This is a genomic window from Sinomonas sp. P47F7 (assembly GCF_049332655.1).
Taxonomy (GTDB): Bacteria; Actinomycetota; Actinomycetes; order Actinomycetales; family Micrococcaceae; genus Sinomonas.
This window is the reverse complement of sequence record NZ_CP186327.1, coordinates 4016926-4040920: the sequence shown is the minus strand read 5'-3', so window position 1 is coordinate 4040920 and position 23995 is coordinate 4016926. Positions and strand designations below refer to the sequence as shown.

Here is a 23995-nt window from a genome sequence, read left to right as displayed (position 1 = left end):
CGTTGCCGCGGCGTGGCCCGAGCTTCTTAGAGTGCGACCGTGGGTGACAGCGTTCGACGGCGGTACGTCGCCCTCGGCGACTCCTTCACCGAGGGCGTGGGCGACCCCCATCCGGGCCTGCCCAACGGGGTGAGGGGCTGGGCCGACCGCGTCGCCGAGAAGCTCGCGAAGCACGAGAAGGGCTGGGAGTACGCGAACCTGGCCGTGCGCTCGAAGCGGCTCCGGCAGATCATCGACGACCAGCTCGAAACGGCCCTTGCCCTCGAGCCCACGCTCGTGACGCTCTACGCGGGCGGCAACGACCTCCTCGACCTCGGCACGGACATGGACCGGCTCCTCGAGGAGTACGCGGGACTCGTGGGAAGGCTCGCCGAGACCGGGGCCACCCTCGTCCTGTTCACGGGCTACGACGTCAAGGTCAACCCGCTCCTCGAGCCGCTGCGCCACCGCAACTGGCAGTACAACGCGTGGGTGCGGGACCTCGCGCGAGACCACGGCGCCGTGCTCGTGGACTATTGGTGCTTCGACGAGTACAACGACAAGCGCATGTGGGACGCGGACAGGCTCCATATGTCGACGGCGGGGCACAAGTTCCTCGCGCGGCAGGTGCTGGCCCACCTCGGGGTGCCGACCTCGTTCAAGCCCGTGGACTGGGAGCCGCTCGCGCCGCGCAGCACGCTCGAGTGGGTCAACGCCCAGCGGCAGTGGATGAACGACTGGGTTGTCCCGCTCATCGGACGGAAGCTGCGGGGGGTCACCCTCGGGGACTCCCTCGGGCCGCGCTGGCCCGAGCCCGTCAAGGTTCCCAAGAAGGGCGGCCTGCGGCGGTACGCGCTTGAGCACCCCGAGGTCCTCGAGGGTCGCGGTCCGGTCTTCCCGGCCTGAGGAAAGTAGGCTGGCGGGAGCCCACGAAAGGACCGCCATGCCACTGCCTGCCCTGAACCCCTCCGGGAAGCTCAGCACGGCATGGCTCCTCGTGCTCGCGTTCCTCGCGACGACCGCGCCTCTCGCCACGGACCTCTACCTCCCGGGATTCCCGCGCGTGCAGCAGGATTTCGCGGCCAGCGCGTCCGGCGTGCAGCTCACGCTCACGGGCTTCCTCGTGGGCATGGCCTTCGGGCAGCTCGGCTTCGGGGCGCTTTCGGACCGCCACGGGCGCATCGTCCCGCTCCTGTGCGGGAACGTCCTCGCGCTCGGCTCCTCGGTGCTCGCCGCCGTCGCCCCCTCGATCGAGGTGCTCGTCGCGGCCCGGCTCGTCCAAGGCCTCGGCGGGGCGGCCGGCGTCGTCATTGCCCGGGCCATCGTCGTGGACCTCACGCGCGGAACCGAGACGGCGCGGACCATGAGCCTCATGATGACCGTGGGCGGGATTGCGCCGATCCTCGCGCCGTCGATCGGGGCCTTCCTCCAGGGGCCTATCGGCTGGCGCGGGATCATGTGGACGCTCGCCGTGCTCTTCGCGCTCATGATGACCGCCGTCGCGCTCGTCTTCCGGGAGACCCGGCCCGCCGCGTCGCGGGACGGCGCGAGCCTGCTCGGCGGCCTCGCGCAAGTGGTCCGAGTGCCGCGCTACCTCCTGTTCGCGGCGCTCTTCGCGACCACGTTCGCGGTCATGATGACGTACATCTCGGCGTCGAGCTTCGTGTATCAGAACGTCCTGGGCTTCAGCGCGGTGGGCTACGGCATCGCGTTCGGGGTCAATGCCGCGGGGCTCATCGCCTCGGGCTACATCTCGTCGCGGCTCGCCCGGACGGTCGGCCCGCTCCGCACCGTGCGGATAGCGGTCCCGGTGCTGCTCGCGTTCTGCGTTCTCCTGCTCATCGTGGCGCTCCTGCCCGTGCCGCCTTGGCTGCTCGCCGTGCCGATCTGGTGCGCCGTGAGCACAGTCGGCTTCATCATGGGCAATTCAACCGCCCTCGCCCTCGACGCCGTACGGCACGTGTCCGGGAGCGGCTCGGCGGGACTCGGGTTCGCGCAATTCGTGTTCGGCGCGGCCGTCTCGCCGCTGTCCGGGATCGGTGGCGCGGACACCGCCGTGCCGATGGCGGTGATCATGGCAGCGGCGGCTGCGCTCGCCGCACTCCTGCTCGGCGTGGCGGCGCGCCGCGGGCGGGCGCGCGGGGCTTAGGGCGTGTCTGACAAATTCGGGGCGTTCGCTCTGCAATCGTTGGGGGCGTGTCTCGGTTCCAGTTGCTCTCCGATGCCCAGTGGTCGCTGATCGAGGATCTGCTGCCCCGCCCGACCGGTCGGAAGGGGCGGCCGTTCGCCGATGCCCGGTCGATGGTCGAGGGGATCGTGTACCGGTACCGGTGCGGGATCGCCTGGCGTGACCTGCCGGAGGTGTTCGGTCCGTGGCAGACGGTGTGGACCTGGCACCGGCGCCTGGCCGGGGACGGGACCTGGGACCGGGTCCTGTCCCGTCTGACGGCGGCCGCGGACGCGGCCGGGAAGATCGACTGGAGCCTGTCCGTGGACTCCACGATCGCCCGCGCCCACCAGCACGCGACCAACATCGCCCGCACGACAGGGGGCTTCGTCGAACTACATGAATCCGGCCGCGGAGCCGCCTGACCATTCGGTCGGGCGCTCCCGCGGCGGCCTGACGACCAAGATCCACCAGCTCGTCGACGGGCACGGCCTGCCCCTGGTGACCGCCTGCACCCCGGGGCAGGCCGCCGACTCCCCGATGCTCCTGCCGCTCCTGGAGGCCTTGAAAGTGGCGCGCATCGGGCGCGGCCGACCCCGGACCGTTCCGGATGCGCTGCGCGGGGACAAGGCCTACTCCTCGCGCGCGATCCGTACCCACCTGCGCACCCGGGACATCAAGGCCGTCATCCCCGAGCCCGATGACCAGAAGGGCCACCGCAAACGCCGCGGCTCACGAGGCGGCAGGCCGCCGGCCTTCGACGCCGCCGACTACCGCAACCGCAACGTCGTCGAACGCCGCTTCTGCCACCTCAAGCAATGGCGAGGGCTCGCCACCCGCTACGACAAGCTCGCAATCGTCTACCGCGCCGCCGTTGTTCTCAACGCGACGATCGCGTGGCTGCGACATTTATCAGACACGCCCTAGCGCCGGGCGCGGGACACGGACGACGGCGGGTGGTCGCCGCGAGCCGAGGAAGCACCTGACTTCATCCGCCGCTACGCCGCCGCAACCCCCGCGTTGCCGCTCGTGGCTAGACTCGGCTCACGGGGGCGCCGGCCCCCATCGGCCGGTCGCCCGGTCGGCGCGGCGCGAAGGAGCACCCATGACCACGTGGCGGATCCGGGACTTCCACCCCTCGGACCTCGACGGCATCCTGCACCTGTGGGGCGCCATGACGGCGTCCGGGATCGAGCCCGTCTACTCGCTCTCCGAGGTCCTCGCGAGCTGCCAGGCGGACTACGCGGCGGTCGCGCTCCACGGTGACGACGTGATTGGGGCCGCCGTGGCGCGGGCCGCGCACGAGCAGGGGTGGATCGTGTTCCTCGCGACCCTCCCGGAGTGGCGGAGCCGCGGAATTGGGACCGCGCTGCTCTCGGCGCTCGAGCACCGCATGGCCCCACTCGGCCTCACGAAGCTTTCCGCACTCATGCCGGACACCGAGACGCGCGTCGACGCGTTCCTCAACCGCGGCTTCAAGGACGTCAAGAACCTGCGCTTCTTCGAGCGGCAGATCCCCGTGCAGCGCGCCGAGCTCGGGCCGCTCGCGCAGCTCGGCGGCCGGGTCCTGCCGCGCGACCTGTGGGAGAACGTCGCGGGCATGCGGCGCGAGAAGCAGCTCCTTGAGCGGCGGCTCGTGCTCCCGCTCGCGGAGGCCGAGCTCGCGGACGAATTCGGCGTCGTGCCGCCGCGCGCCGTCGTGCTTTTCGGCCCGCCCGGCACCGGCAAGACGACGTTCGCGAAGGCCATCGCGTCCCGGCTCGAGTGGCCGTTCGTCGAGGTGTTCCCGTCCCGGCTGGCCGGGGACTCGGAGGGCCTCGCCGGAGCGCTGCGGCGGACCTTCACGGAGATCGCAGAGCTCGAGCACGCCGTGGTGTTCCTCGACGAGGTCGAGGAGATCGCGTCGCACCGTGCGGGGGACCCGCCGAGCCCCATGCAGGGCGTCACGAACGAGCTGCTCAAGATCATCCCCGCGTTCCGCGAGCAGTCGGGCCGGCTCCTGGTGTGCGCCACGAACTTCATCCGGGCCCTCGACTCGGCGTTCCTGCGCCACGGCCGCTTCGACTACGTCGTGCCGATCGGCCTGCCCGACGCCGAAGCCCGGAGCGCTATGTGGCAACGCTTCATCCCCGAGGCCGTTCTCGGGAACGTCGACGTCGATCAGCTCGTGGCGCGCACCGAGGGCTTTTCCCCCGCAGACATCGAGTTCGCGGCGCGCTCGGCGTCGCAGCGCGCGCTCGAGAAGGCGGTGTACGCGCCCGACGGCGGGGCGAGTGCAGCTGCCGACGGCGGGGCGACTGCAGCTGCCGACGGCTGGGCGAGTGCAGCCGCCGACGGCGGGGAGGTCCCCGCCGTCTCGGATCTCGCCGGGGGCCGTCCGACCGGGACCGGGGCGAACGGGCGTCGCGGGCCCTCCACGGAGGACTATCTCGAGGCGATCGCCGAGACGAAGACGACCGTGAGCGAGGAGGTCGCGGCCGCGTTCCTCGAGGACATCGAGCAGCTCGCGCGGGTGTGAGCGGACGGCCGCCCACCCTTCGGCAACGGGCCGCGCGCGCCCGAGTTTGCGTCGCGCGCGGTTCTGTGACGTGATTCAAAAGGTGGCAAAGTGTTCCGCATGACTGGAGCCCTCCTGAAGGCCGCCCATCGCGTCGGCGACCGCGTCCATGCCGCGCAAACGGGGTGGGCGCGCAGGTTCGGGTTCATCCCGCAGGTGGTCGCCTACCGCGGGTACGGCACGACATCTCGCGTGCGCATCCTCGCCCGCGTCCTCTACGGGGCACCGGGCCTCCACCGCATCGGCGCGAACACGACGCGCGAGCCCGCGCGGGGCCGCGATCACTGCCGCGCGGGCTGGCTCGAGGAGGCCGCGTCCCACCGCTGGACCGGCACCGAAGACGTGCGCGGCTGGCGGGCGTTCACGAGCATTCCGATCGAGCATTCCGCCGTGACAATCGAGATCGGCGACCAGCTGCAGACTGTGCGCGCCGACTTCGGCGGCGTCGTGGACGCGATGGTGGACGTGTCGCTCAGCCCGGGCTGGAACTCGGTGCGTCTCAGCGCGGAGGGCGCGGAGCCCGCCGTCGGCCAAGTGCTCGTGGTCGACCCGGCCGCGACGTTCGGCATCGTGTCCGACATCGACGACACCGTCATGGTCACAGCCCTCCCGCGCCCCTTCCTCGCCCTGTGGAACACGTTCGTGCTGAGCGAGCGCGCCCGCACGCCCACGCCCGGAATGTCCGTGCTGCTCGACCGGCTCGCGGCCCGGCACCCGACGGCGCCGGTCATGTACGTCTCGACCGGCCCGTGGAACGCCGCCCCGACCCTCTCGCGCTTCCTGGGCCGGAACCTGTATCCCGCCGGGCCGCTCCTCCTCACGGACTGGGGCATGACGGCCGACAGCTGGTTCCGCAGCGGCCGCGAGCACAAGGTCCGCAACCTCGCGCGGCTTGCGGCCGAGTTCCCGGACATCAAGTGGCTCCTGATCGGCGACAACGGCCAGCACGACGAGTCGATCTACGCCGAGTTCGCGCGCCGGCATCCCGAGAGCGTCGCGGGCGTCGCGATTCGCGAGCTGTCCGGGAGCGAGGCGGTCTTCTCCGGCGGCACGATGCACGACGGGCAGTCCACCCCCGTACCCAGCGTTCCCTGGGCGTCAGCGCCCGACGGCGCGTCCCTCGCCGAGCAGCTCGAGGCTTTCGGGGTCCTCTAGCCGCCCGGTGCGGTGCTCCTTCCCCGCAGTGGTGCTCCTTCCCCGCAGTGGTGCTCCGTCGCCGCATTGGGGTGGCGGGCCCGCCACCCCAATGCGGGTCAGGGCGCCCGCTGCGGGGAAGGCCGCCCGATGCTCCCGATCAGCGCGTTCGACGACGGTGAGGTCACCCGCCCCTTGCCAGCAGCACCCTTCCCGTAGTGAGAATGGGGCCTATGACGGTCCTCATGAGGTCCCTCGAAACAGCCGTCCCGTCCACGGTGCTCAAGCAGGCGGAGGCGCGTGACGTCTTCGCGGCGCAGGAGGGCCTCACGAGGCTCGGCACCCGACTGGTCCGCACGTGCTTCGACGCGGCCGCGATCGACACCCGCCATTCGTCGATCGCGGAGTTCTCCTGGGACAAACCGACGCACGCCCCCGAATTCTTCGACCCCGCGAGCGGCAGGCTCCTCAACCCGAGCACCAAGACCCGCAACGACCTGTTCGTCCGCGAGGCCACGCCGCTCTTCGTCGAGACGGCCCGCCGCGCGCTCGACAAGGCGGACGGCCTCGGCCCCGAGGATGTCACTCACGTCATCACGGTCTCCTGCACAGGCTTCTTCAACCCCGGACCGGACTACCGGATCGTCCGCGAACTCGGCCTGCGCCCGTCCGTCCAGCGACTCCACCTCGGCTTCATGGGCTGCTACGCGGCCTTCCCGGCCCTCCGGGCAGCCAAGCAGTTCTGCGAGGCGGACCCGAACGCGGTGGTCCTCGTGGCCGTCGTCGAACTCTGCTCGCTCCACGTCCGCAGCTCCAATGACCCCGACACGATCCTCGGCGCGTCCCTCTTCGCGGACGGCGCCGCGGCCGCCGTCGTGAGCGCGCGGGACCTGCCGCTCACCCAACCCGCCCTGAGCCTCGACGCGTTCGAGACCACACTCACGCCCGTGGGCGAGGAGACGATGGCCTGGAATATCGGCGACCAGGGCTTCGAGATGGTCCTCGGCACCTACGTCCCGCACATCATCGACGAGCACATCACCGGGGCCCTCGAGCCGCTCCTCGCCCGGGACCCCGCGCTCGCGGGCCGGGCCCACGCCGAGATCGAGCACTGGGCCATCCACCCGGGCGGCCGCAGCATCGTGGACAAGGTGGTGACGCGGCTCGGGCTGAGCGAGGACCAGGCGGTGCCGGCCCGGGAGACGCTGCGCGAATTCGGCAACATGAGCAGCGCGACGATCATGTTCGTTCTCGACTACATCCTGGGGCTGCCGTGGGCAGCGGACGACGGCGCGCGGCCCGGTTCGGAGCGCGTGTGCGCCATGGCATTCGGGCCGGGGCTCACGGTCGAGACAGCCCTCCTGACGCGCGTCCGCCCCTGAGGCGGGGCCCGTGCGAGCCAGTGAGGCCGAGCGGCACGACGTCGTGATCGTCGGCGGCGGTCCCGTGGGCCTGTGCCTCGGGGTCCTGCTCGCGCAGAAGGGGGTCGACGTCGCGGTCCTCGAGGCGCGGACCGAGCGCACCGCGCACTCCCGCGCGATCGGGATCCACCCGCCGGGCCTCCGCGTCCTCGCCGCGGCCGGGGTCGCGGACGCCCTGTGGGCCGACGGCGTGCGCGTGACCGGAGGCATTGCCCGCTCGCGCGGCCGCGACGTGGCCCGCCTCGCGTTCGACCCGCCGGTCCTCGCCGTCCCGCAGTGGCGCACCGAGCAGGCGCTCGAGGCCCGGCTCGCGGAACTCGCGCCCGGGGCGCTCAGGCGCGGCGTCCGCGCGGTGGGGGTGCACGCAGTGGGTGTGCCCGCGGTGGGGGTGCACGCGGTGGGCGCCGCAGACGGCGCCGCGGACGGCGGCAGCGCGGACCGAGTCGCCGAGGACCGAGTCGGCGCGACGCGCTCGGGTGAGGGGAGCACGGGCGCGAACCGAGTCGGCGCGACGGGCTTGGGTGAGGGGCGCGCCGTCGTCCGCGCTCTTGAGGCCGCGGGCGGTGACCTCGCCTTCGCCGGGGCGTGGGTCGCCGCGGCCGACGGCGCCCGCTCGCCCCTGCGGACCGCGCTCGGCCTCGCGGCGCGCGAGCGCACGTACCCGGACGCGTACGTCATGGGCGATTTCGCGGACGCAACCCGTGACGGTTCGACCGCAGTGCTGTACCTCGAGCCAGAGGGCATCGTCGAGTCGTTCCCGCTTCCGGGCGGAATCCGGCGCTGGGTCGTGCACACGGACCGCCTCGTGGCCGAGCCGACAGCGCAGGGCCTCGCTCGGCTCGTGGGCGAGCGTACCGGCGCCACCGTGGATCCGGCCACGAACTCGATGCTGAGCGCTTTCTGCGTGACCGAGCGCCGCGCGGCCGCAGTGCTCCGGGGCCGTACCGTGCTCCTCGGCGACGCTGCGCACGAGCTGAGCCCGATCGGAGGCCAGGGGATGACGCTCGGCTGGCTCGATGCCGAGGCGTTCGCCCCGCTTCTCGCGGGCGCGGCGCGAGGGGCGCCGGACGCGTGGCCCGAGCTGTGGGCCGCGGTGGCGGACGGACGACGGCGCGCGGCGGCCGAGGCGGCCCGGCGCGCTGCGCTCAACATGGCCCTCGGGAGGCCGCTCCCTGCGTGGGCGATGACGGTTCGGAACGCGGCATTCCGCGAGCTCTACCGGTCGGCGGGAGTTCGCGCGTGGACGTCGCGGCGGTTCACGATGCAGTAGGTGTTCCCGAGGGCGGATGTTGCCTGCGAGGGCGGACGTTTCCCGCGAGGGCCCACGTTTCCTGCGAGAGCGCACCTTTACCGGCCGCGGAGAGTGCTGTCTCGGAGGAAACGTCCGCTCTCGGCATCGAGCACCCACGGCTCGCGGGGGAGCGCGGCCGGGTTGAACGCCGCGAGCGCGTCCGGCAGCGAACCAGGGAGCCCCACGGACTCGAGCAGCGCCGCCGTCACTCGCTCGGCGGGCGCCCCGGCCTCGGCGAGCTCGGCGAGCGTCACGGCGCCGTCGCGCTTCGCGAGCCGCCGCCCCGAAGAGTTCAGCACGAGAGGGACGTGCGCGTACTCGGGAACGCGGTAGCCGAGGAGCCCCGCGAGGTACGCCTGCCGCGGGGTCGAGGAGAGCAGATCGTCGCCGCGGACCACCTGGTCGACGCCCTGCTCGGCGTCGTCGACGACCACCGCGAGGTTGTAGGCCACCACCCCGTCGTTGCGCCGCAGCACGAAGTCGTCTACGAGGCCGGAATAACGTCCGTGCAGCACGTCCGTGACGGCCCACTCGGTGACCCCGGCGCGAAGGCGGATCGCCGCAGGACGCTCCGCGCGCCGTCGTTCGCGCTGCTCCTCGGTGAGGTCGCGGCACGTGCCGGGGTACGCGCCCTGGGGTGCGTGGGGTGCGCTCGGCGCCTCCTGGATCTCGCGTCGCGTACAGAAGCATTCGTACGTGAGGCCCCCGCCGGCGAGCCTCCGGAGTGCTGCCCCGTAGAGGGCGGATCGCTCGGTCTGGCGCACCACGGGGCCGTCCCAGTCGATCCCGATTGCCGCGAGGTCGCGCAGCTGCACCTCCTCGGCGCCGGCACGTGCCCGGTCGAGGTCCTCGACGCGGAGGAGGAACTCCCGCCCGCTCGACCGCGCGAAGAGCCACGCGAGGAGGGCCGTGCGGAGATTGCCCACGTGGAGCTCGCCGGAGGGGCTGGGGGCGAAACGGCCGGCGGACGTCATGAGTTTCTCCTATGTCAAGCCGCCGTCGCAGCGCAAGCTGCGGCGTGTGCTCGATGGTCGGTTTGGAGGTGGTTGTAGACGATGCGGGATAGGCGTCGTTTGAGGCAGCGGAGGGCTTCGGTCCTGCTGTCGCCTCCGTTGAGGCGTTTCTCGTAGTAGGCCTTGCCCAATCCCTGTATCCGGATTTGGGTGACGGCGATGCGGTGAACGGCTGCATTGAGCTGGCGGTTCCCGGAACGGGTGAGCCGGACGCGGCCCGCGGTGTTGCCCGACCAGACCGGGACCGGGGCGATGCCGGAGTAGCGGGCGAACGCTGCCTCGGACTTGAACCGGGCGATGCCGGCGACCTCCCCGACGATCTTCGCCGCGGTCAGCGCCCCGCACCCGGGAATCGCCACGAGGGCAGGGGCGGCCTCGCGGGCCCGCGCTGTGATGCGCTTCTCGAGCGCGTCGATGCGGCCGGTGAGCTCTTCGACGTCGCCGAGCTCGTCCAGGGCGAGCTCGGCGACGATCCCGTCGAGGGCTTCCAGCCAGGCGCGCAGGCGCTGCTGGTGCTTGCGGCGGTCCAGCGACCGGGCGGGCGGGGCCATCGCGGGGTCGAGCTCGTGGACCCGCCACAGCAGCCGGTTCACCGTCGCGGTGCGGTGCTTGATCAGGTCTTCCCGCCGGTCCACCAGGAGCCTGAGCTCCCGGGAGGCCTCATCGTGAACCGCGGCGGGCAGGTCCGGCTCCCGCAGCACCGCCCGGGCCACGGCAAGGGCATCGATCGGGTCCGACTTGCCCCGGGTCCGTGCCGAGGCCCGCGCCTGGGCCATGAGCTTCGGTGGAACCCGCACTACCTGCTGGCCCGCGGCCAGCAGGTCCCGCTCGAGCCGGGCCGAGAGGTGACGGCAGTCCTCCACGCCCCACCGCACCTCCTCGCCGAAGCGTTCCCTGGCCCAGCGGATCGCCTTCCGGTGGCCCTTCTCATCGGCCGACACCGTGACGTGGCCGAGCTCGCGGCCGACCTCATCGGCCGCGACGAACGTGTGGGTGTGCTTGTGGACATCGGCGCCAACGACAACCATGGTGGTTGCCTCCCTTCATCGTGAGGAACGGCTGGGCCGGTCGGCGGACATACCTCAGTGGGGGCGACGCCACGCTCCTATCAAGTCACGCCGGCCGGTCCATCACACCCGACGCCGGCAAAACGCATGGACGCCAGCCCGAAAGCGGCACCAAGGCTACGAGCCAGACGACGGGTGATCAGGATCCAACCACCGCAACAGCGGCAGCACCACCCTCACACTGACCCAAGGGTAGTCACGCTGGCGGGTAGTCATGCTGGCGGGTAGTCACGCTGGTGGGTAGGGGCGGAGTTCACGGCTTCGCGACCTCCGCCCCTTCCGGCCTCCCCAGCTTCTTTGCCGCCCTCCCCAGCTTGCTCGCCGGTTCCTCCGGCTTCGGAGCGGACGACGGCGGCCCGCGCCCGGGATTGCAGGCGCGGCCGCCGCTCGCCGCCCCAGAAGGTGGGGAAGCTGGCGCAGGTGTTGGGGAAGCCGGGGGGAAGTTGGGGAAGCCGGAGGGGAAGCCGGAGCGACGCCCCGAATGAGCCGCCTACGCCCCGCCGTCCTGCGGCGCGAACCTCGCCGCGAGCTCGTCCCGCACCTGCGCGAGGTGGGACGGCTGCGCGGCGAGCTGTGCGGGAACGGGCGGAGCGGCGGGAGCCGTGACGCCCGCGAGCGGATCGTCGGTGCGGGGGGCCGAGAGCGTGAGGACCCCGCCGACGTCGGGCGCCGCGGCGTCCCGGCGCGTGAGCGGCGGGAGGTTCCATCGCCGCTCGACCGTGGCGAGGATGCTCGTGTGGTCGAGCGGGGTGCTGCCCGCGGCGACCCGGAATACCGTGCCCGCGGGGATGAGCGGGCTCACAAGGACGGTCGGCACGCGCGGGCCGAAGCGCGTGAAGTCGAAGCCGAACTCCCCGGGCGAGCTGTCCGGCGGCGTCGCCCCCGAGGGCGGCGGGACGTGGTCGTAGCAGCCGCCGTGCTCGTCGTACGTGACGATGAGCAGGGTCTTGGCCCAACCGGGCCCGGACGCGACGGCCCGATACGTGTCGAGGAGGAGCTGCTCGCCGGCGGCCATGCTGTAGTTGGGGTGCTGGCTGTTCCCGGTCGAGCTCCAGCTCGGCTCGAGGAACGCGAACGCCGGGAGGCGACCGGCCGCGGCGTCCGCCTGGAAGTCCGTGAAGAGGCCGATGTTCGCGGCGGGGGCCTTCTGCGTGTCCGGGAAGTTGAGCCGAGTGAGCGGCGGCTTGTTGTACCCGTAGATCTTCCACGGAACGCTGTGTTTGCCGAGCAGCCCGAAGATGCTGGGCACGGTGTAGGACTTGGTGACGTCGTCCATGTGGCCCTGGCTCGTCCCGGCGCACGTGAACGCCCGGTTGGGCATGGTCTCGGTGGGCACGGAGCTGAACCAGTGGTCGCACACGGCGAATCCGCGCGCAAGGCCGCTCAGCACGGGGAGCGTTTCCGGTGCGTAGCAGCCCATGATCCAGTTGGGGGCCGTGCCGGGGACCACGTACCACCTCTTGGCCTGGTTGTCCTTGATGGCCTGGGCGTAGTCGGTCACGAAGCCGGACATCGTCGGGGTCGCGCCGGGCGCGGGGCTCGGGGTGCCGAACAGCTGGTTGTTGGCCTTCTGGAATCCCTCGCCGGGATCGGCGCCGGGCATGAAATACGCATCGGTGGTCGTGGGCGTGATGGGGTAGACGGTCACGGGCTTGCCGTCCGGGCCGGGACAGCTCTCCGAGCCTTTGAGCCCCTCGAACGCCGCCCCGCTGGGCGAGACGTTCCCGGAGCGGTGGTACAGGTAGCCGAGCAGATGGTCGAAGGAGCGGTTCTCCAGCATGAGGACAACGACGTGATCAATGGCGGACAGGCCTGTGGGCATGGGTCTTCCTTCCAAGTGGGCGCCTCCGGCACACAGGCTAAGGCCGAGCACCGACACTGGGAACACCCCAGTGCGAGCCACCTCGCGAGGCCCGGGCGCGGCCACCTCGCGAGGCGCAATCCGAGGGCGCGCTCTCCATGGGTTCTATGCTTGATGTTCGTGACGGAACCCCGCTGGCTGACCGCCGAGGAGCGCAGGGCCTGGCTCGCCATTCTGGGCGTGACGACCCTCCTCCCGGCGGCCCTCGACGCCCACCTGACAGCGCTCGGGAAGCTCTCCCTCTTCGACTACAACGTGCTCGCGATGCTGAGCGAGGCCCAGGGCCGCTCCCTCCCGATGAAGGAGCTCGCGGCCCGCACGTCGGCGTCGCTTTCGCGGCTCTCCCACGTGGTGTCGAAGCTCGAGAACCGCGGGTGGATCAACCGGCAGCCCTCGCCCGACGACGCGCGCGTCACGACGGCGCACCTCACCGACCTCGGATGGGAGACCATCGTCGAGCTCGCCCCCGTGCACGTGGAGCGCGTGCGCCAGATGGTCTTCGACGGGCTCGACGCCGAGGACACGCGGCACCTCGCCGACATCGCCGAGAAGATCGTGGCCCAGCTCGACTGCAGCTCCTGGATCTTCCGCGACGTGGCCCGCGATCCGGAGCTCCCGCGCCCCGAGCGGCGCGGGCCCGGGGAGGGCACGGGCACCGCGCACGACGGCGGGAGCGCGGCATGAGCGGCGAGTTCACCGCGCGCTGGGTCGCCTTGGGCGATTCGTTCACGGAGGGTGTCGGCGACCCCGACCCCGCGCGCCCGAATGGCGTCCGCGGCTGGGCCGATCGCGTCGCGGAGCAGCTCCAGACCGCTGACGAAGGCTTCGGGTACGCCAACCTGGCCATTCGCGGCAAGAAGCTCCGGCAGGTCCTTGCCGAGCAGCTCGAGCCCGCGCTCGCTCTCCGCCCGACGCTCGTCACGGTGTACGCGGGGGCGAACGACATCCTCCGCCCCAAGGTCGACATCGACGCGCTGCTCGAGGAGTACGACGCCGCGATCGCGCGACTTCGGAGCTCCGGGGCCCGCGTGCTGATGTTCACGGGCTTCGATGCGGGAGCGTCGAAGGTCTTCGGCGCGATGCGCGGACGCACCGCGATCTACAACGAGCAGGTCCGGTGGATCGCGGACCGCCGTGGTGCCACGCTCGTGGACTACTGGCGCTTCCACGAGTTCCAGGACTGGCGCATGTGGGCCGCGGACCGCCTGCACATGTCGGCGCTCGGCCACGCGACGATGGCCAACCGGGTGTTGAGCGTGCTCGAGCACGAGGGTCTCGCGGACGTTCCCGAGGCCCCCGCGCTGCCGAGCCTGAATCTGCTCGGGCAGTTCCGGGCCAACGCGACGTGGGCGCGCGAGTTCGCCGGCCCGTGGATCATGCGCCGCCTCACGGGCCGCTCGTCGGGCGACGGCATGAGCCCGAAGTACGCGGACTTCACGCGCTTCTAGCCGGATTCCACAGCAACCTTGCCATAACGCGTTAGCAAACGCTAACGTATTCACATGGCCGATCTCCTGGAAGTCGCAGCGGAACCGAACCGCCGCCGCCTCCTCCAGCTGCTCGCGGCAGGGGAGCGCTCGGTGACGCCGCTCGCCGAACACTTCACCGTTTCGCGTTCGGCCATCTCGCAGCACCTGCTCCTGCTCGAGGAGGTGGGTCTCGTCGAGGCCCGCAAGGACGGCAGGAACAGGCTCTACCGCCTCTCGCCGGACGGCATGGCCCGGCTGCGTGAGCAGGTGGCTGTGTTCTGGACCCAAGAGCTCGACCTGCTCGTGGCGGACGCCGAGGCGTTCGCGAGATCGTCACCACCTGCCGCGCAGCCCCCCGACCCCCAGCTTCCGTAACCGACCCATCCCGAAGGGACCGTCATGCCGTACTCGAAGACCGTTTACCTCCCCGTCACGCCGGACCAGGCTTTCGACCTCGTCACGCAGCCCGAGCGCCTCCGCCGCTGGATGACCATCTCCGCGCGCGTCGACCTCCGCGCCGGCGGCGACTACCGCTGGACCGTCGTCCCCGGCGCCTACGCCGGCGGGACCGTCACCGAGCTCGAGCCGGGCCGCCGCGTCGCGTTCGGCTGGGGCTGGGAGGGCAGCGAGGAGGTCAGCCCCGGATCCTCGGAGGTCACCATCACGCTCGAGCCGACCGACGGCGGCACGAACGTCACGCTCGTCCACGCCGGTCTGAGCCCGGAGGAGGAGGCCGGCCACGCCGAGGGCTGGAACCACTACCTCGACCGCCTCGTCGCGCTCGTCGAGACGGGCGACGCCGGGCTCGACGCGTGGGGCATGCCCGGGGACTTCGATCAGGTCAAGAGCGCCGACGCCTCGTGGGCCGTCCTCTCTCGGGTGCTCACCGCCGTCGGCCCCGAGGCCTTGGGCCTGGCCACGCCGTGCGAGGACTTCGACGTCGCCGCGCTCACGAACCACCTCCGCGGCAGCATCACGGGGATCGGCACGGCGCTCGGCGTCGCGCTCCCCGAGGATGACGCCGCCGCCCCCACCGAGCTGCGCATCGCCGCCGTCGCCGAGCCGACGCTCGAGGCCTTCGCCCGCCACGGCCTCGAGGGCGAGCTCGACATGGGCTTCGCGGTCCTCCCCGCGGCGTTCGTGGCGAACATCCTCAACCTCGAGCTCCTGGTCCACGCGTGGGACTACGCGACGGCCCTCGGCCGCAAGCTCGACGTCTCGGCCGAGGTCTCCGAGTACGTCCTGGGCCTCGCGAAGGCCACGATCTCGGACCAGGTCCGCGCTGGCGGCTCGTTCGCGGACGCGACGATCGTCGAGGAGTCGGCGCACGCCCTCGATCGCCTCGTCGCGTTCACGGGTCGGGTGCCCGTCCGTGGTTGACGTCCTGACGTCGGAGGTCATCCGGCGGCCCAGAGTGGACGTCGCAGCGTACGCGGCGGATCCCGACACCGCGCCCGAGTGGTACGTCAACATCGCCTCAGCAGTGTGGCGCACGCCGAAGCCACTCGCGGTGGGCAGCGAGGTCGAGTTCGTGGCCCGCTTCCTCGGCCGGGACCTCGCCTATACGTATCGCGTCGAGGAGTACGTCCCCGGCGAGCTGCTCGTCATGGCCACGGCGCAGGGCCCGTTCCCCATGCGCACCACGTACACGTGGATGGACGACGGCGAGGGCGGCACCGTCATGACCCTCCGCAACGCGGGGGAGCCGAGCGGCTTCGCGGCGGTGGCGGCGCCGTTCATGGCGTCGATGATGCGGCGCGCGAACGTCAAGGACCTCGCACGGCTCAAGGAGATCCTCGAGCGCCAGGTCTAGCGCCGGCGCCCGGGGATCCCCGGGCTGCTCGACGTCAGGCCCCGCGACGTCAGGCAGCGCGACGTCAGGCCCCGCGACGTCAGGCCGCGCGCGGGGCCCGGAAGCCGCGCGTGGCGAGGAGGCCGCCGTCGCGCTTGACGGCGAGCACGTCGATGTCCCACTGGGTGGTCGCGTGATCCAGCATTTCGCGCCCGCCCGCGACGATCGCGGTCGCGAGCACGTCTGCCGTCACGATGTCCGCGGCGGCGACGCTCACCTGGACGAACTCGGGACGCGTGCCGCCCGCGGCCCAGATGTGGTCGCCGCGCTCGGCGCTCCCGGACGTCGCGAGCGCGAGGCGAGCACCCGACGTCGTGGGTCGCTCCTCTGAGCCCGAAGCCGCAGCGGGGTTCACGGAAGCGGGGGCGTCGCCCAGCGGATAGGCGCCCAGCAGCGTGCGCCGGTCCGCCGGGTCGACGATCCCCGCGAGCCACGGGCGGGCAGCCTTCCCGCCCGTGGCTCGGTGCCCGCGTTCGTCCGTGGAGGCGGACGCCGCCGGGCCAGGCGTCGGCGTGCCCGAGACCAGCACGTCGCCGCCAGCATTGAGGCACCAGTGGTGCAGGCCGAGCGCGGCGAGCGAGCAGCCCGCCTCGGCGATCGCGCGGCCCTTGACGAGGCCGCTGAGGTCGAGGACGCCGTCGGGCCGCTCGGCCGTGAACGCGCCGAGCGTGCGGCGCCGCCAGTCGACCGCCTCGGCGTAATACGCGCGCAGGAGCGGGCTCGCGTGGGCGAGCCGCAGGACGCCGCGCGCCACGGCGCTCGCCTCGGAGTCGTCCCGGAACAGGCTGAAACGCTCCTCGAGCGCCTCGAAGTCCTCCTCGATGACGCGCGAGGCGGCGTCGAGCCGATCCATCGCGTCGTCGCGGTGGCTCCCGGGGAACGCGACCGTCAGGCTCACGACCGTCCCCATCGCGAGGAACGTGCGCGCCTTCAGGACGGGCTCGCCCGCGGCGCGCGGAGCCGCGGGTGCTGGCTGCGGATCAGGCATGGGCAGCATCGAGGGCTCCTTGGAGCGAGGAGAGGTATGCGTCCGAGGTGATGGTCGCGCCGCTCACGGTGTCCACGCTGACCGACTGGGCCTTGAGCACCTCCGTGCGCAGGATCGGCGCGGCGTACGCGCTGATCATCTGGGAGCGGCGCTCGGCGTCCGTGAGATGCAGGGACTTGACGTCCGTGATCTTCCCGCCGGCCACGACGATCTGCACCTGGACCGAGCCGAAGCGCGTGTCTTCGCTGGGGCCCGTGAACGTCCCGGCCTTGAGGCCAGCGGACGACGACGACCCCTGGCTCCCGCTCGACCCCCCGGTCCCGCTGGCGGAACCGGAGTTGGCGGAACCGAAGTTCGCGGAACCGGAGCTCGAAGAACCGGAGTTGGCGCTGCCCGACCCCGCGGAGGCGGCCGAGCCTCCCGCGCTCGCGGTGCCGGCCGCGCCGGTCCCGGCGTCCGTGCCGGTCTTCGCGACCCCCGCCGCGCTCGAGGCCTCGATGGCCTGCGCCCCGGCCTGCCAGCCCGCCGCGAGGATCCCGGCGGACGCGAGCGCCGCGGCAGCCGCTGCCCGGGCCCTCACCAGTCGAACCTTTCGCGATGGAGCTGCGCGTCGGCGAGCCCCGTGGCCTTGGCGTCGGCCATGACGGATTCGGCCCACTTGTTCGGGCCGCACACGTAGACGTCGGAGCCGGAGAGGTTGGCCACGTAGTCGGCGAGCCGCAGCCCGGTCTGGTGGCGGGGAAGCCACGTGTTGCCGCTGCGGGCCCGGTGGCCCACGAGCTCGTACATGGCTGCTCCTCTCTGCCGGCACAGTGCGGCGATTTCGTCGCGGAGATACAGGGTCTCGGGCGTCGAGGCCCGGAGAATCACGGTGGCCTGTCCGGGCTCGAACTCGGCCCGTTCGAGGATGGCCCGCAGCGGGGTGATGCCGATCCCGGACCCCACGAGCACGAGGCCGGCCCGCGTGCGGGCCGCGTGGCCGAAGAGGCCGTAGGGGCCCGAGATCGAGACCTTCGTCCCGGGCTGGACGGCCATGAGCGAGGCGCTGCCCCTCCCCAGGTTGCGGACGGTGATCCGCAGGCGCCCCGCGGCGGGGTCCGCGGAGAGGCTGAAGGGGTGGTGGTGCCACCACAGGCCCGGCGCCAGGAAGCGCCAGATGAAGAACCGCCCGCCCGAGCCGGCCAACTCCTCAAGCCGCAGGCCCGTGAGCTCGACGTTCACGGCGCCGTCGCCCGCCGGGACCACGCGCTGGACGGTGAGCTGGTGGCGGAGGGTGAGTGCGATCGGGGCCCAGATGCGGTAGCGGAGCAGGGCCGCGAGGACCAGGACGTAGAACGCGACCCAGTACCAGCGCTGCCACTGCCCGTCGGCGAAGAGGCCGCCCACGCTGAACTGGTGGGGGAGGGCCGTGAGCACGGCCGCGTAGGTGAGCAGGTGCACCACGTACCAGAACTCGTACGGGAAGCGCCGCCGCACGGCCACGAGGGAGGTCACGACCACGGCGATGAACAGCACGATCGAGATGAACGCGAGCCACATGTCCGGCAGGTTGACCCACATCGAGACGCCCTCGGCGATCGGGTTGAGCCCGTCCGCCATGCCGTAGCCCAGCAGGAGGAAGACCATGTGAGCGAGGATCAGATACAGGGCGGGCTTGCCGAGCTTCCCGTGCACCGCCATCGCCCGGTCGTGGCCGATCGCGTTGTCGATCAGCGGGATGCGCGCCGCGAGCAGCAGCATGACGAGCACGAGGTCCGTGCCGATGAGGCCCGCGATGACGCCGATGCCCGTGAGCGCGGGGCTTGGGCTGTTGAACTGGCCCGCGCCGCCGTCGGCGAGATAGAGCGCGACGGCGGCCGCCCCCGATGCCCAGGCCAGCACCGTGAGCGTGTCCTCGCGGAGCAGACGACGGCGCCCGCGCTTGCGGAGGTCGCGGGCCAGCGCGGCGCCCGGCCCCGGATGCGGCGGCGTCGAGGGCCCATCGGTGGAGCGGAGAGCTGTCGTCATGCGGACAACTCTCGTGGCCCGTCCTGTCGTTCTGCTGTGACGGTGCTTGAGGCAGAATGTGGGATTTGGGAGACGGGTATCGACGAGCCGGGGGCTGCCAGCCCTGGAGCCGCAGCCCGCCGCGGCGGCCGGCGCGGGCGGCGGCCACGCGCCGCCGCCCGCGGGCGGCCGGCGCGGCCTACCGCCCGGGAAGACCGCCTGGCGCTTGTTGATGAACGCGTCGGTGCCCTCGCGCATGTCCTCCGTGCCGAACGCCGCACGGAAGGCGCGTGCCTCCGCGTCGAGTCCCTCCGCCGTCGGTCGCCCGGTCGCCTCGTTGATGGCTCGCTTTGACAGCGCGACGGCGGTGGGCGACTTCGCGGCGATCTCGCCGATCGTCTCGGCGGCCGCGGCGAGGAGCTCCTCGCGGTTCGCCAGGACACGGTTGACCAGGCCCAGCCGGTACGCCTCGTGCGCGTCGATGCGGCGGCCCGTGTAGATGAGCTCGCGGGCCATCCCGAGGCCCACGCGCTGCTGGAGCCGCACGGAGCCGCCGAAGCCCGGGACGAGGCCCAGATTCACCTCGGGCTGGCCGAACTGGGCGCGCTCGCTCGCGTAGATGAAGTCCGCCGCGAGGGCCAGCTCGCAGCCGCCGCCCAGCGCGTAGCCGTCCACGCACGCGATGACGGGGACCGGGAGGGCCTCGAGGGCGAGCGTCACGGCGTGCATCGACCGCCCATAGAACTCGCCCTCGTCCGGGTTCATGGCGGTGAGCTCACGGATGTCGGCTCCCGCCACGAACGCCTTGCCGCCCGCGCCGGTGAGGATGACGCCGCGGACCTGCCACGCGCCGTCGGCCGCCGGACCGGAGCCAGGCGCGGCCGCCGCGCCGGCCTGACTCGCGAGGCCGGAGCCGCCCACATTGTTGAGCACCTCGCACACCTTCGCGAGCTCTTCGACGACTTTGCCGGAGAGGGCGTTGAGTGCTTCGGGGCGGTTGATGGTCACGGTGGCGACGCCGTTGGACGTCTCGATGGTCAGGGTCTCGAAGCTGCCGAAGTCCATGGGGCACAGGCTACCGCCCTGTACCTGCGAGAGCTCACCTCAACCGCGAGAGCGCACGTTTCGCCGCGTTGTTAGGTCCGCTCTCGCGTGAATTGTCCGCGTTCGGCTGCCGAACGCCGCCGGGCCTGATCGACCTCGGGAACACGGCTAGGCTGAGCCCATGGCAACGACGACGGCGCCCAGGGACGCCGCGCCCAACTCGCCGCGCATCGCGGTCACGTGGGCGGACACAGCCCCCTCACACGAGGCGTGGTTCCACGCCGAGCTCGAAGCCTTGACGCGCGGCGCCGCCGCGGCCGTCGAGCGCGCGGGAGGCACCGTGACGGTCCTCGACGCCGCGGACCCGCTGCTAGCGGCCACCCTCCTGGCCGCCGATGCCGCGTGGGACGGCCTGCTCGTCATGGGCGGCGGAGACGTTGACCCCGTCCTGTACGACGGCGACCCCGGCCACCCCGCGATCTCCGGCGTCGACGCGAACGCGGACGCGTTCGAGGCCTCGGCGATCCTCCAGGCGCTCGAGACGGGTCGGCCCGTGCTCGGCATCTGCCGCGGCCTGCAGATCATCAACGTGGCGCTCGGCGGGAGCCTGCATGAGGACCTTGACTGTCTCGAGGGCGTCGGCGCGGAGAACCTCGGCGCGGAGGGCATCCATCGCAACCACGCCGATCCGACGGGACCGATGGTCCTCCACGGCGTCGCGATCGAGCCGGGCACCCGGCTTGCGGAAGCGCTCGGCGCCACGGCGACGGTCGTCTCTGGCCACCATCAGGCCGCCGCGCGGGTCGCCCCTGGGCTTCGCGTCGCCGCGACCGCGCCGGACGGCGTCATCGAGGCCCTCGAGTCGGCGGATCCCGCCCGGTGGCTCGTCGCCGTGCAGTGGCACCCCGAGGACCCCCAGACGGACCCCGCCCAGCTCGACGCCGTCATGAGCGCGTTCGTGGCGGCGTGCCGGGAGGCCGGTTCCCCCATGGCTCCGTCAGCCGCCCAGCAGCAGACCCAGGAGGTCACCACCCGATGAGCGAGCACATCCTCGCCGAGGTCCGCGGCGGCCTCGGCATCCTCACCCTCGACCGCCCGCGGGCCCTCAACTCCCTTGACCTCGGCATGGTGCTCGCCCTCGAGCGGCACCTGCTCGCGTGGGCCGACGCGCCCGAGGTGCGCGCCGTCGTCGTGCGCGGGGGCGAGCGCGGGCTGTGCGCCGGGGGCGACGTGCGCGCGCTCTTCCGCGGGTCCGACGCCGACGCCGTGCGCTTCTGGACCGAGGAGTATCGGCTCAACGACCTGATCGGCCGCTACCCCAAGCCCTACCTCCCGCTCATGGACGGGATCACGATGGGCGGCGGGCTCGGGATCTCGGCCCATGCGCCGCGCGCCTCGGGCTCGGTGCGCGTCGTGACGGAGCGGACCCTCGTCTCGATGCCGGAGACGCGCATCGGTTTCACGCCCGATGTCGGCATGAGCCTCCTCCTCGCGAACGCCCCCGGCGAGCTCGGCACGCACCTGTGCCTCACGTCCGGGCAGGCCGGGGGAGCGGACGCGATCCTGCTCGGATGGGCGGACGCCATGGTCCCGTCAGAGCGCCTCGACGAGCTCGTGGGCGCGCTCGCCGAGGCGAGCTCTGCGCTCGCGGGAGCGGAAGGTGGCCGAGGAGCGGAGGGTGGCCGAGGAGGGGACGTTGGGCAGCCCAGCTGGGCGTACGACGTCGTTGCCTCCTTCGCGGTCGAGCCTCCGCCCGCGGCGCTCGCCGGGGAGCGGGAGTGGATCGACGACGCGTACGCGGGCGAGTCCGCGGCCGAGATCGCCACGCGGCTCGCCGAGCTTGCCGCTCACGGTGGTGCGGCCTCCGAAGCGGCCGGTGCGGCGCTCGACGAGCTGCGGAAAATGTGCCCGTTCTCCGTCGCGGTGACCCTCGCGGCCCTGCGCCGCTCGCCCAAGCTCGGCTCCCTCGAGGCGGTCCTGGCCCAGGACCTTGCGCTCGGGGAGGCGCTCATCACGCGCAGCGACTTCCGCGAGGGCGTGCGGGCGCTGCTGATCGACAAGGACGGCGCGCCCGCGTGGGAGCCGTCGCGGATCGAGGACGTGGACCCGGAAGAGGTCGCAGCCGCGTTCGAGCCGCGTCCCTCCGTGAACGCCTAGGACCGGACTCGTCGCCGGACGTCCGGCTTGTCGGTCGGGCCGGCCGTCCGCTCGGCAATCCATGGCCCGGTCCCCTCGGAGGCGTCGAGGACGCCCGCCTCGAGCCACGCGAAGTCGCCCGCGAGGACGCGCTTCGTGATCCCGTGGTCGCCGGGGTCGGTGTTGACCCAGAGCGCGTCGAAGAGCGCCTCGACCCGGAGGCGTGACTGCTCGCAGAACGCGTCGGCAAGATCGCGCCCGTTCGAGCCCCCGGGCGCCCCGGTGGTCCGGAGGTGCTCCGCCCAGCTGCACGCGGCCGACATCGCGAACAGTTCAGCGCCAATGTCAACGACGCGGCCCAGGAAGGCCTGCCGGTGCTCGAGCCCGGCCTGCCAGCGGCCCATGCCCGCGAACGTGTGGCGCGCGAGCCGCCGCGACGCCCGCTCGACGTAGCGCAAGTGCTTCCCGAGGGGCCCGAACTCGCGGAACGCGCGCGGATCCATCCCGGGGCCCGCGAAGAGGCCGGGGAGCCAGCGTGCGTAGAAGCCCGAGGCCTCGCGGGCGGCCTTGGCCTTCTCGGAGAGGCTCGCGTCGGCGCGCGCGAGGCTGCCCGCGGCGGCCAGATGGGCGTCGACGGCTTCGCGGGCGATGAGCAGCTGCATGATCTCGGTCGAGCCCTCGAAGATGCGGTTGATCCGGAGGTCGCGCACGAGCTGCTCGGCGGGCACGCCGCGCTCGCCGCGGGCCCGGAGCGACGCCGCCGTCTCGTAGCCGCGCCCGCCGCGGATCTGGAGGAGTTCGTCCGCGACCTTGTACGCCATCTCGCTCGCCCACAGCTTCGCGAGCGCCGCCTCGATGCGGACGTCCTTCATGCCGGCGTCCGCGAGGGCCGCGGAGAGCTCGAAGACGGCCTCGAGCGCGAAGGCCGTGGCCGCGATGAACGCGATCTTCTTGCCCACGGCCTCGTGCTGCCCGATGGGCCGGCCCCACTGGACGCGCACGCCGGACCATTCGCGCGCGATCTTGAGCGACCACTTCGCGCCGCCCGCGCACAGCGCCGGGATGGAGAGGCGGCCGGTGTTGAGGGTTGTGAGCGCGATCTTGAGGCCCTGGCCCTCGCGGCCCACGCGCTGCTCGGCGGGTACCCGCACGGTGTCGAAACGCGTCACACCGTTCTCGAGGCCCCTGAGGCCCATGAACTGGTTGCGGTTCTCGACCGTGATGCCGGGCGAGTCCATCTCGACCACGAAGGCCGTGATCCCGCCCTTGCCCGCCGGGATGTCGCCGGCGGCGTCGTGGGGAAGGACGTTGGCCATGATGACCACGAGTTCGGCGATCACCCCGTTGGTCGTCCAGAGCTTGGAGCCGTCCAGAACGTAGCTCTTGCCGTCTTCGGCGAGCTGCGCCGTCGTCGTCAGTCGCGCGGGGTCGGAGCCCACGTCAGGTTCGGTGAGCAGGAAGGCCGTCACGGCGCCCGCGGCACAGCGCGGCAGGTACTCGTGCTTCTGGGCGTCGGTGCCGAACATCTTGACGGGCTCGGGGACGCCGATCGACTGGTGCGCGGAGAGGAGGGCCCCCACGCTCGGGTGCACCGAGCCGAGGACCATGAGTGCCCGGCCGTAGTACGCGAGCGTGAGGCCCAGCCCACCATATTCCTTGGGGATCTTCATGCCGAACACGCCGAGTTCCGCGAGGGCGCGGAGGTACTCGTCGGGGATCCGGTCCTCGGACTCGATGCGCGCGCCGTCGAGGGTGCGCGCGAGCTCCTCGACCTTGCGGAGGAACTCCTCACCCTCGGCGATCGCCTCGGCGGGTGGGACGGGCGGCGGGTAGATGAGGCCCCACTGGAAGTCGCCGAGGTAGAGGGCCTTGGCGAAGCTCGGACGCTTCCATTCGGTCTCGCGGCTCGCTTCGGCGACTGCCCGCGATTCGTCCCAGCCCGGCTCCTGGCTCGCGGCGTAGGTTCCCGAACTGGTCGTGTCCGTGGTCATGGCAGTCCCCTTGGTCCCCTGGGGCCGCCGCGGGCCGGT

General features: G+C 72.2%; 20 protein-coding genes and 1 pseudogene. 14 read left to right on the top strand and 7 right to left on the bottom strand.

The genetic code is table 11. The annotated features are described in order from the left end of the window. Positions 1–39: 39 nt before the first annotated feature. The 7 genes from ACOKR1_RS18940 to ACOKR1_RS18910 all read left to right on the top strand — a co-directional run bounded on the left by ACOKR1_RS18940 (position 40) and on the right by ACOKR1_RS18910 (position 8528). Positions 40–885, top strand: a complete 846-nt coding sequence (locus ACOKR1_RS18940) for an SGNH/GDSL hydrolase family protein (RefSeq protein WP_422934436.1) — start codon at positions 40–42, stop codon at positions 883–885. A gap of 37 nt (positions 886–922) precedes the next feature. Further along, positions 923–2128, top strand: a complete 1206-nt coding sequence (locus ACOKR1_RS18935) for a multidrug effflux MFS transporter (RefSeq protein WP_422934435.1) — start codon at positions 923–925, stop codon at positions 2126–2128. A 47-nt stretch (positions 2129–2175) separates the two neighbouring features. After that, positions 2176–3073 (top strand): IS5 family transposase gene (locus tag ACOKR1_RS18930; protein WP_422934230.1). Its coding sequence is split into 2 segments (ribosomal slippage): positions 2176–2526 and positions 2528–3073, totalling 897 coding nucleotides; the frame shifts between segments, so codons are not numbered across the junction. A 178-nt stretch (positions 3074–3251) separates the two neighbouring features. Further along, positions 3252–4664: an ATP-binding protein gene (locus tag ACOKR1_RS18925; RefSeq protein WP_422934434.1), complete on the top strand. Its 1413-nt coding sequence runs from the start codon at positions 3252–3254 to the stop codon at positions 4662–4664. Positions 4665–4763: 99 nt separating this feature from the next. Beyond that, positions 4764–5858 carry an App1 family protein gene (locus tag ACOKR1_RS18920; protein WP_422934433.1) on the top strand — a complete coding sequence of 365 codons (1095 nt, stop codon included), beginning with the start codon at positions 4764–4766 and terminating at the stop codon, positions 5856–5858. Between the two features lie 212 nt (positions 5859–6070). Next, entirely contained in the window at positions 6071–7219 is a 1149-nt protein-coding gene (locus tag ACOKR1_RS18915; RefSeq protein WP_422934432.1) for a type III polyketide synthase, read from the top strand. 10 nt (positions 7220–7229) lie between these two features. After that, a complete protein-coding gene (locus ACOKR1_RS18910) occupies positions 7230–8528 on the top strand; it encodes an FAD-dependent oxidoreductase (RefSeq protein ID WP_422934431.1) in 1299 nt (432 codons plus the stop codon). A gap of 77 nt (positions 8529–8605) precedes the next feature. On the opposite strand, the gene gluQRS is transcribed toward ACOKR1_RS18910, so the two are convergent. The 3 genes from gluQRS to ACOKR1_RS18895 form a co-directional block, all read right to left on the bottom strand. Beyond that, positions 8606–9523 carry a tRNA glutamyl-Q(34) synthetase GluQRS gene (gene gluQRS / locus ACOKR1_RS18905; protein ID WP_422934430.1) on the bottom strand — a complete coding sequence of 306 codons (918 nt, stop codon included), beginning with the start codon at positions 9521–9523 and terminating at the stop codon, positions 8606–8608. Between the two features lie 14 nt (positions 9524–9537). Beyond that, on the bottom strand, positions 9538–10590 hold the full coding sequence (locus ACOKR1_RS18900) for an IS110 family transposase (RefSeq protein WP_422934429.1): 1053 nt from the start codon (positions 10588–10590) through the stop codon (positions 9538–9540). A gap of 529 nt (positions 10591–11119) precedes the next feature. Beyond that, complete coding sequence (locus ACOKR1_RS18895; RefSeq protein WP_422934428.1) at positions 11120–12451, bottom strand: alkaline phosphatase family protein; 1332 nt, start codon at positions 12449–12451, stop codon at positions 11120–11122. Positions 12452–12610: 159 nt separating this feature from the next. Here ACOKR1_RS18895 and ACOKR1_RS18890 point away from each other — a divergent pair. From ACOKR1_RS18890 to ACOKR1_RS18870, 5 genes and pseudogenes are all read left to right on the top strand, one after another. Next, a pseudogene (locus ACOKR1_RS18890) lies at positions 12611–13084 on the top strand (MarR family winged helix-turn-helix transcriptional regulator); the annotation flags it as partial. 86 nt (positions 13085–13170) lie between these two features. Beyond that, entirely contained in the window at positions 13171–13938 is a 768-nt protein-coding gene (locus ACOKR1_RS18885; protein WP_422934427.1) for an SGNH/GDSL hydrolase family protein, read from the top strand. Positions 13939–13992: 54 nt separating this feature from the next. Next, the gene (locus tag ACOKR1_RS18880) at positions 13993–14334 is read left to right on the top strand and encodes an ArsR/SmtB family transcription factor (protein ID WP_415856998.1); all 342 of its coding nucleotides are present in this window, start codon (positions 13993–13995) and stop codon (positions 14332–14334) included. A 24-nt stretch (positions 14335–14358) separates the two neighbouring features. Next, on the top strand, positions 14359–15339 hold the full coding sequence (locus ACOKR1_RS18875; RefSeq protein WP_422934426.1) for a TIGR03086 family metal-binding protein: 981 nt from the start codon (positions 14359–14361) through the stop codon (positions 15337–15339). Beyond that, complete coding sequence (locus ACOKR1_RS18870) at positions 15332–15772, top strand: SRPBCC family protein (protein ID WP_422934425.1); 441 nt, start codon at positions 15332–15334, stop codon at positions 15770–15772. Before ACOKR1_RS18875 ends, ACOKR1_RS18870 begins: the two co-directional genes overlap by 8 nt. 79 nt (positions 15773–15851) lie before the next feature. Here ACOKR1_RS18870 and ACOKR1_RS18865 read toward each other — a convergent pair whose 3' ends face one another. Genes ACOKR1_RS18865 through ACOKR1_RS18855 form a run of 3 tightly spaced genes read right to left on the bottom strand, consistent with a single transcriptional unit; the run spans position 15852 to position 19850 of the window. Next, positions 15852–16808: an FAD:protein FMN transferase gene (locus ACOKR1_RS18865; RefSeq protein ID WP_422934424.1), complete on the bottom strand. Its 957-nt coding sequence runs from the start codon at positions 16806–16808 to the stop codon at positions 15852–15854. Further along, positions 16792–17379: an FMN-binding protein gene (locus tag ACOKR1_RS18860; RefSeq protein WP_422934423.1), complete on the bottom strand. Its 588-nt coding sequence runs from the start codon at positions 17377–17379 to the stop codon at positions 16792–16794. The genes ACOKR1_RS18865 and ACOKR1_RS18860 overlap by 17 nt, the downstream gene beginning before the upstream one ends. Then, positions 17376–19850: an enoyl-CoA hydratase-related protein gene (locus ACOKR1_RS18855; RefSeq protein ID WP_422934422.1), complete on the bottom strand. Its 2475-nt coding sequence runs from the start codon at positions 19848–19850 to the stop codon at positions 17376–17378. The genes ACOKR1_RS18860 and ACOKR1_RS18855 overlap by 4 nt, the downstream gene beginning before the upstream one ends. Positions 19851–20010: 160 nt before the next feature. On the opposite strand from ACOKR1_RS18855, the gene ACOKR1_RS18850 reads away from it, so the two are divergent. Together ACOKR1_RS18850 and ACOKR1_RS18845 are read left to right on the top strand one after the other, a co-directional pair. Next, a complete protein-coding gene (locus tag ACOKR1_RS18850) occupies positions 20011–20868 on the top strand; it encodes a gamma-glutamyl-gamma-aminobutyrate hydrolase family protein (RefSeq protein WP_422934421.1) in 858 nt (285 codons plus the stop codon). Next, positions 20865–21986 (top strand): enoyl-CoA hydratase/isomerase family protein, encoded by a 1122-nt coding sequence (locus ACOKR1_RS18845; RefSeq protein ID WP_422934420.1) that lies wholly within the window; start codon positions 20865–20867, stop codon positions 21984–21986. Before ACOKR1_RS18850 ends, ACOKR1_RS18845 begins: the two co-directional genes overlap by 4 nt. On the opposite strand, the gene ACOKR1_RS18840 is transcribed toward ACOKR1_RS18845, so the two are convergent. Then, entirely contained in the window at positions 21983–23956 is a 1974-nt protein-coding gene (locus ACOKR1_RS18840) for an acyl-CoA dehydrogenase family protein (protein WP_422934419.1), read from the bottom strand. The two genes, ACOKR1_RS18845 and ACOKR1_RS18840, sit on opposite strands and share 4 nt — an antisense overlap. Positions 23957–23995: the final 39 nt, after the last annotated feature.

Coding starts and splice junctions, on each gene's coding strand:
- ACOKR1_RS18935 (WP_422934435.1), top strand. CDS start 923: ATGCCACTGCCTGCCCTGAACCCCTCCGGGAAGCTCAGCACGGCATGG.
- ACOKR1_RS18925 (WP_422934434.1), top strand. CDS start 3,252: ATGACCACGTGGCGGATCCGGGACTTCCACCCCTCGGACCTCGACGGC.
- ACOKR1_RS18920 (WP_422934433.1), top strand. CDS start 4,764: ATGACTGGAGCCCTCCTGAAGGCCGCCCATCGCGTCGGCGACCGCGTC.
- ACOKR1_RS18915 (WP_422934432.1), top strand. CDS start 6,071: ATGACGGTCCTCATGAGGTCCCTCGAAACAGCCGTCCCGTCCACGGTG.
- gluQRS (WP_422934430.1), bottom strand. CDS start 9,523: ATGACGTCCGCCGGCCGTTTCGCCCCCAGCCCCTCCGGCGAGCTCCAC.
- ACOKR1_RS18900 (WP_422934429.1), bottom strand. CDS start 10,590: ATGGTTGTCGTTGGCGCCGATGTCCACAAGCACACCCACACGTTCGTC.
- ACOKR1_RS18895 (WP_422934428.1), bottom strand. CDS start 12,451: ATGCCCACAGGCCTGTCCGCCATTGATCACGTCGTTGTCCTCATGCTG.
- ACOKR1_RS18885 (WP_422934427.1), top strand. CDS start 13,171: ATGAGCGGCGAGTTCACCGCGCGCTGGGTCGCCTTGGGCGATTCGTTC.
- ACOKR1_RS18880 (WP_415856998.1), top strand. CDS start 13,993: ATGGCCGATCTCCTGGAAGTCGCAGCGGAACCGAACCGCCGCCGCCTC.
- ACOKR1_RS18875 (WP_422934426.1), top strand. CDS start 14,359: ATGCCGTACTCGAAGACCGTTTACCTCCCCGTCACGCCGGACCAGGCT.
- ACOKR1_RS18865 (WP_422934424.1), bottom strand. CDS start 16,808: ATGCTGCCCATGCCTGATCCGCAGCCAGCACCCGCGGCTCCGCGCGCC.
- ACOKR1_RS18855 (WP_422934422.1), bottom strand. CDS start 19,850: ATGGACTTCGGCAGCTTCGAGACCCTGACCATCGAGACGTCCAACGGC.
- ACOKR1_RS18850 (WP_422934421.1), top strand. CDS start 20,011: ATGGCAACGACGACGGCGCCCAGGGACGCCGCGCCCAACTCGCCGCGC.
- ACOKR1_RS18845 (WP_422934420.1), top strand. CDS start 20,865: ATGAGCGAGCACATCCTCGCCGAGGTCCGCGGCGGCCTCGGCATCCTC.
- ACOKR1_RS18840 (WP_422934419.1), bottom strand. CDS start 23,956: ATGACCACGGACACGACCAGTTCGGGAACCTACGCCGCGAGCCAGGAG.